12 protein-coding genes are annotated in these 12404 nt (G+C 70.8%); 5 read left to right on the top strand and 7 right to left on the bottom strand.

Annotation, left to right across the window (positions count from 1 at the left end):
- Window positions 1-27 precede the first annotated feature (27 nt).
- The gene (locus D892_RS0132040; protein WP_024805168.1) at window positions 28-1251 is read right to left on the bottom strand and encodes a site-specific integrase; all 1224 of its coding nucleotides are present in this window, start codon (window positions 1249-1251) and stop codon (window positions 28-30) included.
- Window positions 1252-1583: 332 nt separating this feature from the next.
- Here D892_RS0132040 and D892_RS49270 point away from each other — a divergent pair, with 332 nt between their 5' ends.
- Entirely contained in the window at window positions 1584-1712 is a 129-nt protein-coding gene (locus tag D892_RS49270; protein WP_255360261.1) for a hypothetical protein, read from the top strand.
- A 13-nt stretch (window positions 1713-1725) separates the two neighbouring features.
- Here D892_RS49270 and D892_RS0132030 read toward each other — a convergent pair whose 3' ends face one another.
- From D892_RS0132030 to D892_RS0132015, 4 genes are all read right to left on the bottom strand, one after another.
- The gene (locus D892_RS0132030; RefSeq protein WP_369801843.1) at window positions 1726-2511 is read right to left on the bottom strand and encodes a class I SAM-dependent methyltransferase; all 786 of its coding nucleotides are present in this window, start codon (window positions 2509-2511) and stop codon (window positions 1726-1728) included.
- 74 nt (window positions 2512-2585) lie between these two features.
- Entirely contained in the window at window positions 2586-2924 is a 339-nt protein-coding gene (locus D892_RS0132025) for a glyoxalase/bleomycin resistance/extradiol dioxygenase family protein (protein WP_024805165.1), read from the bottom strand.
- Window position 2925: 1 nt separating this feature from the next.
- Window positions 2926-3093, bottom strand: coding sequence for a CopG family transcriptional regulator (locus D892_RS0132020; protein WP_024805164.1), 168 nt, complete (start codon window positions 3091-3093; stop codon window positions 2926-2928).
- A 65-nt stretch (window positions 3094-3158) separates the two neighbouring features.
- Window positions 3159-4649: a carboxylesterase/lipase family protein gene (locus D892_RS0132015; protein WP_024805163.1), complete on the bottom strand. Its 1491-nt coding sequence runs from the start codon at window positions 4647-4649 to the stop codon at window positions 3159-3161.
- A gap of 403 nt (window positions 4650-5052) precedes the next feature.
- Between D892_RS0132015 and D892_RS0132010 the strand changes: the two genes are divergently transcribed.
- Complete coding sequence (locus D892_RS0132010) at window positions 5053-6180, top strand: hypothetical protein (RefSeq protein ID WP_036567619.1); 1128 nt, start codon at window positions 5053-5055, stop codon at window positions 6178-6180.
- A 419-nt stretch (window positions 6181-6599) separates the two neighbouring features.
- The gene (locus D892_RS0132005) at window positions 6600-7733 is read left to right on the top strand and encodes a class I SAM-dependent methyltransferase (RefSeq protein ID WP_024805161.1); all 1134 of its coding nucleotides are present in this window, start codon (window positions 6600-6602) and stop codon (window positions 7731-7733) included.
- Between the two features lie 91 nt (window positions 7734-7824).
- Here D892_RS0132005 and D892_RS0132000 read toward each other — a convergent pair whose 3' ends face one another.
- The gene (locus tag D892_RS0132000) at window positions 7825-8901 is read right to left on the bottom strand and encodes an esterase-like activity of phytase family protein (RefSeq protein ID WP_024805160.1); all 1077 of its coding nucleotides are present in this window, start codon (window positions 8899-8901) and stop codon (window positions 7825-7827) included.
- Window positions 8902-9058: 157 nt separating this feature from the next.
- Here D892_RS0132000 and D892_RS44635 point away from each other — a divergent pair, with 157 nt between their 5' ends.
- The gene (locus tag D892_RS44635; RefSeq protein WP_024805159.1) at window positions 9059-9856 is read left to right on the top strand and encodes a GNAT family N-acetyltransferase; all 798 of its coding nucleotides are present in this window, start codon (window positions 9059-9061) and stop codon (window positions 9854-9856) included.
- Between the two features lie 27 nt (window positions 9857-9883).
- Here the strand turns inward: D892_RS44635 and D892_RS0131990 are convergent, their stop codons facing one another.
- Window positions 9884-11287, bottom strand: coding sequence for a cytochrome P450 (locus D892_RS0131990; RefSeq protein WP_051499231.1), 1404 nt, complete (start codon window positions 11285-11287; stop codon window positions 9884-9886).
- Between the two features lie 420 nt (window positions 11288-11707).
- Between D892_RS0131990 and D892_RS42605 the strand changes: the two genes are divergently transcribed.
- Window positions 11708-12334, top strand: coding sequence for a hypothetical protein (locus tag D892_RS42605; RefSeq protein ID WP_024805157.1), 627 nt, complete (start codon window positions 11708-11710; stop codon window positions 12332-12334).
- Window positions 12335-12404: the final 70 nt, after the last annotated feature.

Below are 12404 nucleotides of genomic sequence, written 5' to 3'. Positions count from 1 at the left end.
CCCTTGAAAGGGCAGAAATAGGTGTACTCACAAACCGAGTCTCGTGACCGCATTGTCCTCCAGCGGGTTCGCCGTGCGGATGTAGCCGTGCACGGTGCGGGGGTTGGACCAGCGGCCCTGGCGCATGATCTCGCGGTCGCTGGCGCCGCCGAGGGCGGCCTGGGTGGCGAATCCGGCGCGCAGCGAATGTCCGGAGAACAGGGCGGGATCGAGGCCGGCCCGCGCGGCGTAGCGTTTCACCAACTCGGCGACGGCGCGGCCGGACATGGCGGCGGAACCGATGCCGCCGTGCCGCGAAATCGTCGGGAACAGCGGCAGATTCGGGTCGGCGCGGGTGACGCCGGTGAATCCGTGGCAGCGGTGGATGCGGTCGTCGGTGGACGCGAGATCGCCCAGCCACGACCGCAGACCGGCGGCGCCGTGCTCGATGTGCTGCTCCCGCAGGCGAATCCAATCGGCGAAGGCGCAGACGGGGCAGGTGCGCGGACGCTCGCCGCGCGGCAGGGCGACCCGCTGGTCCGCGACGCCCGTCGGGTCGGTCTTGGTGGTGGGCAGCTGCACGAGCAGAACCGGTTCGCCGGTGGCATGGTCCAGGTCGACCACGACATCCGCGATCCGCAGCCCGGCGATCTCGCTGCGGCGCAGTGCCCCGGCGAAACCGACGAGCAGGACCAGCGCGTCGCGCCTGCGGGCGGGTTCGCTCGGCCAGCCGGGTGCGGGCAGTCCGTCGAGCAGCTGTTCGAGGGTGTGCAGCAGCACGGGCCGCTTGCGCCGGGGCCGGCTGCGGCGGGTGCGCCGGATGCCGCGCAACGTCAGGCGGACGACATCGGTGCGGGTGGGGGAGGGCAGCCCGTTGGCGGCGTGCACGGCGGCGATCGCGGCGCTCTTGCGTTCCAGAGTGGCCGCGCCGAAGGCCCATTCACCGCTCGGCTTGCGGGTGTCGGCCGCGGCCGCGAGATACACCGCGACATCGAGGGCCTCGGCGGGCAGTGCACGGCGCCCCTCCGCGGCGCACCACGCCGACCACGCGATCCAGTCGGACCTGTACGCGCGCACCGTATTCGGCGACTGCGACGCCGCCAGATAGCGGCCCAGCGCCCCGGCCTGCTCGTCGTCGAACCGCTCCCGCACCAGCCGCAGCGCCGCGGCATCCACCAGCACACTGCGCACGCCCCGGCGCAATGCGGAATGCACCGCATCGGGTACGGCGATGGTGGCGTCGGCATCGACCGGTTCGGCTGGGGTACTCATCGCCGCGACAGTACCGCGAATCGGGCTCGCGGCAGCGGATGCGGAGATCTTTGCGGAAGGGACCGGAAGCGTGGTGCCGGAGCCCGGTCCCGCCTCGGGGACGACCGCGGCCCGGGCGCGACGGCACGGAACGGCAGTCGGTCCGGCGGCGCATGACGTGCGCCGGCCGGGAAATCCTGGGGCGCCGGCGGTCCGACCGTGCCCGGCCTCCTGCCGAGGGTGACCGGCCGACCGTGCGAGTACGGTCGGCGCGCCCTCGCGGGGCATGATTGCTGCGCGGCATCGATGACGCGAGTTCGTTCAGGCCGTCCGTGAAGGAGATCGTCGGAACGGTGGTGAAATCGGGACGCACGCTGACGGTGTGCCGGTCGGAGGTGTTCGGTGTCGAGGCGGGGCGGCGGACGCCGGCCGCCACCGGCCGGCAGACGCTGATCTGCCGGCACGGGCAGCCGGATCGGTGACGCGGCCGCGCGGTCAGGTCGTCGCCACCAGGATCTGCTCGGATTCCGCGGGGAGCAGCCCGTCGGGGCGGCCGGCGAAATAGCGGCGGATCAGGTCCTCGTGCGGAATGTGCCGGGCCACGCGGAAACCCGCCTCCTCGGCCAGCGCCACCATGTCGTCGGGGGTGAAGAAGCTGATGAACGGCGTGCCGGAGGTGCGGGCGCCCCGCTCGGCGAACTCGCGGAGGCGCTGCTCGTCCGGGCCGACGAGGCCGATCGGCAGCATGAACGTCGTGGCGAGCGTGGAACCCGGTGCGAGCGCGGCGATCTGGCGCAGGGTGGCGATATTCGCCTCCCGGGTGAGATACATGGACACGCCGGTGGAGGTGACGACGGCCGGCCGGTTCGGGTCGAATCCCGCCTCGGCCAACCGATCCCACCACGAGTCGGTCTCGAAATCGACGGGCACCAGCCGCAGCCCGCCGGGAATGCCGAAGCCGAGCTCGGTCAGGCGCTGCCGCTTCCACGCCTGCGGGCCGGGCTGGTCGACCTCGAAAACCGTGAGCCGGGCGGCGAGTTCGGGCCTGCGCTGCACGAGGGTGTCGAGCCCGGCGCCGAGCAGCACGTACTGATCGACGCCGCGGCCGGCCCGGTCGGCGAGCAGATCCTCGATGAAGCGGGCCCGGGACACGATGCCTGCGCGCATCGGGCCGGTCGTCACCGGGTCCATATCCGGACGGTCCTGCCAGCCCGGCTCGGGATCGGCAAGCCGCAGGCCGATCTCGTCCTCGATGACATGCGGCGCGGAATCGTGGCGCAGGTGCAGGGCGCGCCACAGCGCGACGCGGACGGCGGTGTGGTCCGGGGCGGTCGCCGGCTCGTCGGGCACGGCACTCACTCCGCACCGGGAGCCTGCAGGCTCCACAGCCGGCCGTCCGGGTCGCGGACCGTCATCTCCCGGGTGCCCCAGTGGGTCGGCTCGAATTCGCTGACGATCTCGGCGTCGGCGCCCGGCCGGTCTGCGGCGGACGCCCGCAGGACCAGCCGCACATCCGGATCCTCGGTCGGCGCGACCTCCGCCACGAACACGTAGGGGCCGTCACCGTTACGAAACTGCCCCGAGTTGTGGTCGGTCTCGAACTCCAGCTCGAACCCCAGTGCCCGCAGGAATCGGGCGCTCGCGCCCCAATTGTGGGTCTCCAAAAAGACGGCCTCGATGCCCTGTGCAGTCATATCAATCCTTTCCCGACGACGGTTCCCGCTGGGCGGCGAGGTAATCGCGCAGCGCCTCGGCGACCAGCGCCGACAACGACATGCCCGACTCGATCGCCTGGATCTTGACCTGCTTGATCAATCCGAGGGGCAGGTACACGTTGAACTGCTTCACATCCTCGTCGCCCACGAACCCGATGCTAGCATACTAGCAAGCTAGTCATCGGGTGTCCGCGGGACCGGTCTCGTGCGCCGTTACTCGGTCCGGAGCAGGTCCAGGGTGTCGAAGCGGTGCGTGCGCCAGAGACGGCGGGAGCGTTCCTCCGGGTAGGGCCCGACGACCGGCTCGGCGGTGTAGGAGCGGGCCGTGCGGGTGGCCGGATCGTAGGGCGCCCAGCCGGGGTCGCCCGTGGTCGCGAATCTCAGCCAATCGGAACGCATGTCATGGGATACGCGGCTGGCCTCGGCCGCGGCGTCCGGGTGCGCGGCCGGATGGGCGCGCACCTCGCCGGGATCGAGCGTTCCGAATACGAGCAGGAAATCGAGGCAGTGTGACGCGCCCTGCTCGGCGTTGAAACCCCACTGGAGTTCGTAGACCCAGGCTCGCCCGCCGCCCGCCTGCCGGGCCCCCGCGAGATGCAGGCTGGGCATGCGGAACAGCCAGTCGGAGTGCGCTATGTCGTACAGCTGTGCCGGGGTGGCGTCGGGATAGGCGGTGCGGTAGGCGCCGCGGTCCGGCCCGGGCGAGAGCTGCCGGAGCGCGACGGCCACCTGCTCGTCGGACGGTGCGCCGCCGGGCCGGGCCGTCCACAACCGGTATTCGTCACGAGTATGTCCCACAAGCAGATCCACCTCGGGCGCCGCACCGTCGGCCAATGCGCGCCAGGGCGCGCGTGGGAGAATGTCGCCGTCGACGACTGGCGAGAACGGCGTCGGGGTCAGGGCCATGGGTCCCCACGACTCGACCAGCCCCGGCATTCTCCGGACGGTGGCGCCGGCCGCCTCGATCAGCGCGCGGGGCGGGATGCGGGCCAGTTCGCCGACGGTGGCTCGGGCGCCCACCTCCGCGGCGATATGGTTCGAGATCGAGGCGGCGAGCCTCGGTGAGAAGTAGGTACCGGGGACGCTCTGGGCTATCGCACGGCGAAACAACCCGGCGGCCAACGGCATCGTGAGCAGTGCCGCAATGCACCCCGCGCCCGCCGACTGCCCGAAGACGGTGACATTCCCCGGATCGCCGCCGAACGCGGCCACATTCTCCTGTATCCACCGCAGTGCGGCGGCCTGATCGAGTATGCCGCGGTTGTCCGGGGCGCCGGCGATGTGGGCGAACCCCTCCACGCCGACGCGGTAGTTCATGTTCACGACCACGGCGCCGGCGCGGGCGAGAGTCGCGCCGTCGCTGTGCGGATTGCCGGAGGTGCCCTCCAGATACGCGCCGCCGTGGATCCACGCCAGCACCGGCAGTCCGGCGGCACCGGGGTCGGGCGACCAGACATTGAGGGTCAAGCAGTCGGTGTCCGCGTCGCCGGACCTCGGTGTCACATCACCCGCCTGCGGAACCGGCGGGCCGAACTCCAGCGCGTCGCGGACGCCGTCCCACGCCGGCGCCGGTACGGGAGCCGCGAACCTTCGCGGGCCGAACGGGGATCGGGCATAAGGGATCCCGCGGAAGACGGCGACCGTGTTGTCCCAACTGCCGCGCGCGACGCCGGCGGCCGTGCGTACTTCGGGGTTGATGTGCACGCGGGTACTCGCTTTCCTTCGGCAGTCGTCGGCAGGGGAGCGGACGGTCGCCGGTGTCCTTTCGGCGACCGATTCGATGCCATTAGCGGCCGGTACATCTTCGTCACCCGTCCGAGGGCTCGCTACCGATTTCCTACCCGCGCCATGAGGACTCGTCGCGTCCGAGGATCGACAGATTGGGGCGGACGTACCACCGAGCCCAGTTTTTCCTTAGTTACGTAGCTATTTCGTTTCGTATGGGGCTACCAAACGTAAACGAAAAAATCATGAGGTTGACGCAAGCGGATCCCTGGCCTTACCTCCGATAAGGTTCACTTATCGGAGGTAAGAACGAGGATGCGGCTTCAGATTTCGTTTCGTGTTGTTCCGTTGGATTCGACGAAACCAACGCTACGATTCTCCGGTGTCGAACGTATGCAGCTACCCGGGATGCTCGCGAACCATCACGCGCGGCGGTGGGCCGGGCCGCCCGTCGGAATACTGCGACCACCCCGAGCACACCCGCTGGCGGGCCTGGCGCGAGCGACAGCGGCAACAGCAGGAGGCCGAGGCGCCGGCGGCCGCCGTCACTGTGACGCAACAGGGTCCGGTGACGGCGGCCCGGCTGCGCGCCGACGAATTGCTCGCTCAGTTCCGGACACTCGCCGATCAGCTCGGCGGCACACTCACCGCGGCGGTCGCCGAAATGTCCACGCTCGCCGACCCTTCCGTGGCGGAATCGCAGGTCCAGGCGGTGCAGGCGGATGCCGCGCGGCGCATCGCCGAGGCGGAGATGGCGACGGTCGCCGCCGAGCGGGCGCGCCGCGAGGCCGAGGAGGCCCGCGCGGCGGCCGAATCCGCCGCCGAGGACGCCGCGGTGACGGCGGAGGCCGCCGAGGCCCGCATCGCCGCCGCCGAGGCCGCCCGGCAGGACGCGCTGACGGAGGTCGAACGGATCACCACCCAGGCCGCCGACGACGTGTTCGCCGCCCGCTCGGAGGCAGAGGCAGAGATCCGCACGGTCCGCGCCGAGGCCGCCGACGATGTCGAACGCGCCCGCGAACACGCCGCCGAGGAGATCGCGCTGGCCCGCCAGAAGGCCAACACCGACACCGAGCGCGCCAAACGCGAAGCCGCCCAACAGGTCACCGCGGCCGCCGCCGAACGCGACCTGGCCGTGCAGCGCGCCGCCGATGCCGAACGCGCCATCGAGCGCGCGGAGGCTGCGGTCGCCGAACGCACCGAGGCGCTCACCGAGACCCGCACCGAACTGACCCGCGTCCGCGGCGAACTCGCCACGACCCGCACCGAACTCGCCGACACCCGCCGCACCGGGGCGGAGGAACTCGCCACGCTGCGCACCGAGTACGCGACGGAATTGGAGAAGGCCCGGACCGGCACCGCCGAACGCCTCGCCGCTCTCGACGACGCCCGGGCGCAGACCCTCGCCCGCGCCGAACGCGCCGAACGCCAACTCGACGAACTGGTTGCCCGGTCGAATCGGGCCGGGGCAGTCGACCCGGAACGAACATCGGCCGGTTCACCTTCGTGATTCGGGGTGCCGCACCCCAGGGGCGAGCCAACCCGCGCGCGGGGTACATGTGGCTGCTTCCGGGAAGCCGGGACATCGGATCCGCCACCGCGCGCCGGTTCGTCAGGGCCTGGAGTCCTGAGGCCGGTCTGGGACGCGCCGGTGACTGCATGTCCGGAGAGCCGGGCTACCCCGCCCGCTGAGAGGCGGGTTTGCCGGCGGCGGTAGGGTTGTGTGAGTTTCATGAGCCAGTTCTCCGAAAGGTCCGGTCGTGACACTCGGCATGGTTCTCGGCGACATCTCCTCTCGCGCTTCGACGTGGGAGCAGTAGCCCTACCTGCCCCGACCCGCACGCCTGCGCTGCCACATCGGCCGTCTGCCCCGGCTCCTCGTCGAAGTGCTCTTCGTGCCCCTGCACGTTCGATCACGAGGAGTACCCGGTGTCCACCATCCACTGGACCGAGACAAGCACGCCCCGTTCCGCCCACTGGCGTTCCGAGAGCACCACACCGCCTCCCGGCCGGGTCATCGGCGCGGACGACCGTACGAAAGCCGACGCGGCCTACCGCCTGGCCTGCGAAGGCACCGCCTTGCTGTGGCGGGGCGATTTCCACAACGCGCGTCAGCTGCTGCAAGCGATGAGCCGCCGTTCCGACCGGAAACTCATCCGCCAGGCCGATAGCCCGGCGGAATCCTTCCACCTGCACCGCAGGGCCCGCAGCCACCGGGCCCGCGTGCTGAGCAGGCTCCTCGTTCTGCTGGACGACGACTACTGCCTGAACCTGCGCAGAGCCCCCGACGTGCGCCGGGCATGCGTCGAGGCGTACGGCCCGCCGACCGGGCCGATCGCCGTCTCGCTCACAGAACTGCTGGGCGTGATAGGAGCGCATCAGTGGCGCACAAGGGGCGTCGAAGTCCCGGCCCTCGACGCCCGCATTCACCCGCACTACGGCGTATTCTCCCCGGTCAGGGGCGAATACGTCGACCTCGTCGCCCGTGCGCCACTCCCCGCGCCGACGGGCCGTCGCGGCGGTCACCGTACTGCGTTCGATCTCGGAACGGGGACCGGAGTGCTCGCGGCCGTCCTGGCCCGTCGGGGGATCGACCAGATCGTGGCCACAGACATCAGCCCCCGTGCCCTGGCCTGCGCACGCGAGAACATCCGCCGACTGCACTGCACCGGGCGCATCGATGTCGTGGGCCCCGGCCTCTTCCCCGATGGGCGTGCGGACCTCGTCGTCTGCAATCCGCCCTGGATTCCGGCGCGGCCCACCTCCGCCGTGGAGCAGGGCGTCTACGACCCGGACGGCAGTATGCTCCGCAGCTTCCTGACCGGACTCACCGCGCATCTCGAACGCGGAGGTGAAGGCTGGCTCATACTGTCGGACCTGGCCGAGCGCCTCGGCCTCAGGACACGCGGGGAACTGCTGGCCGATATGCAGGCGGCGGGTCTGCACGTGGTCGACAGAATCGACACCAGGCCGCGGCATCCACGGGCGAGAGACACCGCCGATCCCCTCCACACCGCCCGCGCCGCGGAGGTCACGTCGCTGTGGCGTCTCACCGGCGACTGATATTCAGTGGCGGGAGCAGGTCGGACCGGTCGACGGAACACCCACGGGTTCCGTTGGCGGGGGCGGGCTCCCGAGTGCGCGAGTAGGCCGGTTACCGCACCGCCAGGGCGATCAGCTGGGTGATCTGCCGGTCGGAGAAGTTGTCGTCGCTGACCAGAACCAGCGTGCGCTCACCCGACGACAGGCGCGGGCCCCAGGTCATGCCCTCCACGTTGTCGATGTGGGAGAGTCCGACGTCGGCGAGATCGACCAGCAGGCGCTTGCCGGCCGGACGGGCCTGACCCAATGGCGCGTCGAGGACGTTCGTGGCGCCGCTGGTGTCGGCCTCGTAGATGCGGATGCGGTTGCCGACGCCCTCGACGTAACTGCGCTCCAGCACCAGATATCGGGCCGGATCGGCCGGGTCCGCGGCGAGGACGGCGGCGACGCCGGTGCTGCCCGATCCTTCGGCGTGCACCGGATCGAGCGGATACGCGTACTGCGCCAGCGGCGGACCGACACGGCCCTGCACGGTGAGCCGGGTGAGCGCGCCCGCGGCGGCGGTGGCGTCCGGACCGTCCTGCAGCAGTGGGCCTTCGACGGAGCTGACCAGCAGCGCGCCGCCGGCGGCGAAGCTCGCGCCCTCGAGGGTCTCGTTGCGCCGCGGACCGGAGTCGGGGCGCAACCGCTCGTTGTCCGGGATGGGCAGCTCACCGGCGAAGGTGCCGTCCGGGTGGGTGATTCGGACGGACGGGTCGGACAGGACCGGGCCGGCGCGTTCGCCCTCCTGCGTCCAGACATAGTCGCCGGTCCACGGATCGACGCGGATGTCCTCGGGGTCGACGCTGTCGGCCGGATACGTTCCCCCGTCGGGGGTGCGGAACGGGTGGGTGGCGGTGAACGCCACCGGGCCGACACCGTTGCCGTCCACCGGGATTCGGGCCGTATAGAACCGCGCCGGATTCTTTGCCGACCGGTCGTCGCTGATCAGCACGTACTCGCCGGTGCGCGCGGAATAGTCGATACCCGACAGCCCGCCGGCGGTGGTGCCCTGGACATCGAGACCGTGCGGGAGGACCTGCTCCCCGAGCAGCCGCACCGGAGCGGCATCGGGTGCGGCCTGCGCGGGAACGGCAGTGCACGCAAGTGCGCACAGCGTGAACAGCAGCGGATAACCGGTTCGGACCATGAGTGACAACCTATCCGTGTCGAGGCCGTCGCACAGCTGTGATCTTCGGCGCCGCTCGGTGGTCGCCGTCCGCCTTGCCACCCGCTGACCTTTCGCGAGACGAAACACAACCACACTGGGCCGCAGGACAATTGCCGATATCGACAAGGATTGGCCGATGACCGTCACCCATGATGTCTCCATACGACAGGCCGACGACCGCGACATCCCCGCGCTGGCGCGGCTCCGCCGGCAGTGGTCCGAGGAGCAAGCGGGGCGACCGCTCGAGGACGAACGATTCGACGAACAGTTCGCCCAGTGGTACGCGACCGAGTCGTCACGCCGGACGACCTTCCTGGCCGAGATCGACAGCAGCGCGGTCGGGATGGTGAATCTCGCCCTCTTCGAGCGGATGCCCCGGCCCGGCCACCCTGCCTCACGATGGGGCTACCTCGCCAACGCCTTCGTACTCGCCGGACACAGAAACCGGGGCATCGGCACAGCACTGCTCAACGCCTTGGTCGCGTACGCTCGAGACCACGGCTGCGTCCGGATCGTGCTCTCGCCGACCGACCTGTCGGTGCCCTTCTATCAACGAGCGGACTTCGGCCCCGCCACGATGCTCCTCACCCGCGTCCTCGTCGAGTTACACGCACCGCCGGCTCGCCGGCAGGCACCTCCGGCCGATATCTCGGCCACGCAGAACGCATCCGGGCAGTGCCACTGCACCCGACGCATCCCGCAAGCCACCGACCGACGCCATCCGGTCATCACGGTCAGCAGGGCGGCCGCCGCGCAGGTGAGCGAGGCGCGAGATCCGTTCGGGCGTGGCCGATCCCGCGCGCAGCGCCAGTTCGGTGGCCTCGGCGGCGGACAGGGCGAGGGAGACGGTGAGGGTGCCGGCCGCGGTGGCCACAGGAGTCCGCCGAGGGCGAGGAAGGTTTCGGGCCGGTGGCAGTCACACCATCACCGGTGACACGGTCGTAAGGTCGGTGGTTGCTGTTCAGGTGGGGGACGGTGCTGTCGAGCGGATTTCGTCGGGGGTCAGGACGACTCGGGCGCCGCCGGCGGGGACGTTGGTGATGTTGCGGATGCGGCCGCGTTCGGGGCCTGCGCCCGGTGGCAGGGACAGGGTGTAGCGGGACAGTATCTCGCGCAGTACCACGGTGCCCTCCATCAGGGAGAAGCCGGCGCCGATGCAGCGGCGCACGCCGCCGCCGAACGGGAGCCAGGTGTTGGCGGTGACGCTGCCGTCGAGGAAACGTTCGGGCCGGAAGCGGCCGGCGTCGGGGTGGTTGTCGGTTCGCTGGTGCGCCAGCACGATCGACGTCGAGACGACCGTGCCGCGGGGGAGATCGAAACCGCAGACGGTGCTGTCCTCGGTCAGCCGGCGCACCGCGCCGCCGATCACCGGGTGCCGCCGCATCGCCTCCTTCAGCACCGCTTCGAGGTATTTGTCGTCGCCCTCGGCGGCCGCCCGGCGCGCGGTGTCCTGGATGCGGGGGTCGGCCGCGAGCTCGTGCAGCGTCCAGGACAGGGCCGATGCGGTGGTCTCGTGCCCCGCCAGCAGTAGCGTGATGAGCTGGTCGCGCAGTTCGGCATCGGTGAGCGGCGTATCCGCGGGATCGTCGCCGGAACCCACCGCCAGCAGCCGTGACAGGACATCGGTGCGGCGATCGAGGTCGGGGTGGGCGCGGCGCCGGGCGATTTCGGCGTAGAGCAGCTCGTCGATCTCGATCTGGTTGTCGCGGAACCGCTTCCACGGCCCGAACCGCTGCAGTCGCGGATACTTCCAGCCGAAGAACACGATCGGGTTGATGTCGATGATGTGCCGCAGCAGCGGTGCCAGCTCGTCGCGGCGGCCCTGGTCGGTCATCCCGAACACCACCTGCATGATCACCTCGAGGGTGAGCGCGTTCATGCGGTCCAGGGTCGGCAGCGTGGTATCCGCCGCCCAGCGGTCGACCTGCGTCTCGGCGATCTCCTCCACCAGCGTGCGGTAGCCGCGCAGCGCCGAACCGGCGAACGCCGGCATCAGCAGGCGGCGGGCGCGGGCGTGTTCGTCCTCGTCGGTCAGCAGCAGCGAATGCTCGCCCATGATCGCGCCGAGTATCCGATTGCCCTCGCCCGCATGCAGATTCGCCGGATCGCCGGCGAAGATCTCGCGGATGTGCTCGGGGCGGGAGAACACCACCAGGTTCTCGGCGTAGGGCGGCACCATGCGCACGGTGAAGACGTCGCCGTAGCGGCGGGCGAGGGCGGTGACGTACCGGGTGCGCCGCCGGGTGTACAGCAGCGTCTGGATCACTCGGGGTAGCCGGGGGCCCGGCGGATACACGCTGGTCACGGGGTCGTCCTTCCGACGTGCCGCGGCGGTGCGGCACAGCACACGAAACGCTGTGCCCATCACCGTAACCCGTCGGATCGCCGCGGTCACGGGTGCGCGTGCCGCCGTCGGTGCCGTAGCCGAGCCGCTGTGGGTCGCGGGTCGTCGGCGTGCGAACCAGGGGTGCACGGTCGGCCGGGCCGGGTGACCGCTCGACGAGCGCTCGGGACGACGTGGCCGAGGTCGGCGGTGCATCCCATGGCGCAATGGTTCGGCAATTCTCTGCGTCCGCAGGCGTGGACGAGGCGGAGCGGCCACGATCGCAGGCAGGCGTGGGGTTCGCTCGCAGCGGATCCCCAGTGTTCGGCAAGTCCGGCAACACTGGCACCCGCACCCGGGTTCGCGCCGTGGATTTCCGGCACGGCGCGGCGATATCCGCCACTCCGACTGTCCTGTCGCAAATGCAGGGTTACTGGCGGATCGTGGTCATATCATTGCGCTATGCCCACTCTCCGAATCGCGGGGCGCACCGACGTGTTCGGTGACGCGTGGCAGGTGGCGTTGGCGATCGGCTGCGGGTCGGTGGCACTGGGTGTCGTTGTACTCGCCTGGTCGGACAAGTCGGTGCGCGCCGCGGGGGTGCTGTTCGCGTTGTGCCTGGCGCTGACGGCGGTGTGGCAGGCGGCGATGGCGCTGCTGGCCCGCATCGGCGCCGGGCTGCGGGTGCTCGAGTTCGCCTCCGCGGCGGTGGCGGTGCTGCTGGCGGTCCTGTGCCTGCAGAGCGGCGACTGGGTGTCGGTGCTGGCGCTGTGGGTCGGGCTGGGGTGGGCGATCCGCGGCGTCGTGCTGGCCCTCGCCGCGGTGTGGTCGAGCGGGCTGCCGCACGCCGGGCGCCAGGAGTGCTACGGCCTGCTCACCGTGCTGGCGGGGTTTCTGGTGGCGGTGTGGCCGGTCGATCCGGTCGGCCCGGTCGAGGCGGTCGGCGTGCTGTCCGGGTTGATCGGGATCGGCCTGATCCTCTTGGGCGGCACCGAGATTCACACGGCGCTGCGCCTCGACCGGTCGGCGGCGCGGAGCGAGGCGGTCGGCGTGCACGGACTGCTGCGCACCGAATCGAGGACCGGCTGAGCCGCGCCGTCCGGTGCGCCCTCGGTCGCCGCAAATAACGCGCGGTGTCGGTCGTGGGAGGTAACGTGCG

The organism is Nocardia sp. BMG51109 (assembly GCF_000526215.1).
GTDB lineage: Bacteria > Actinomycetota > Actinomycetes > Mycobacteriales > Mycobacteriaceae > Nocardia.
The sequence above is the reverse complement of the archived record's forward strand: the minus strand, read 5'-3'. Positions and strand labels throughout refer to the sequence as shown.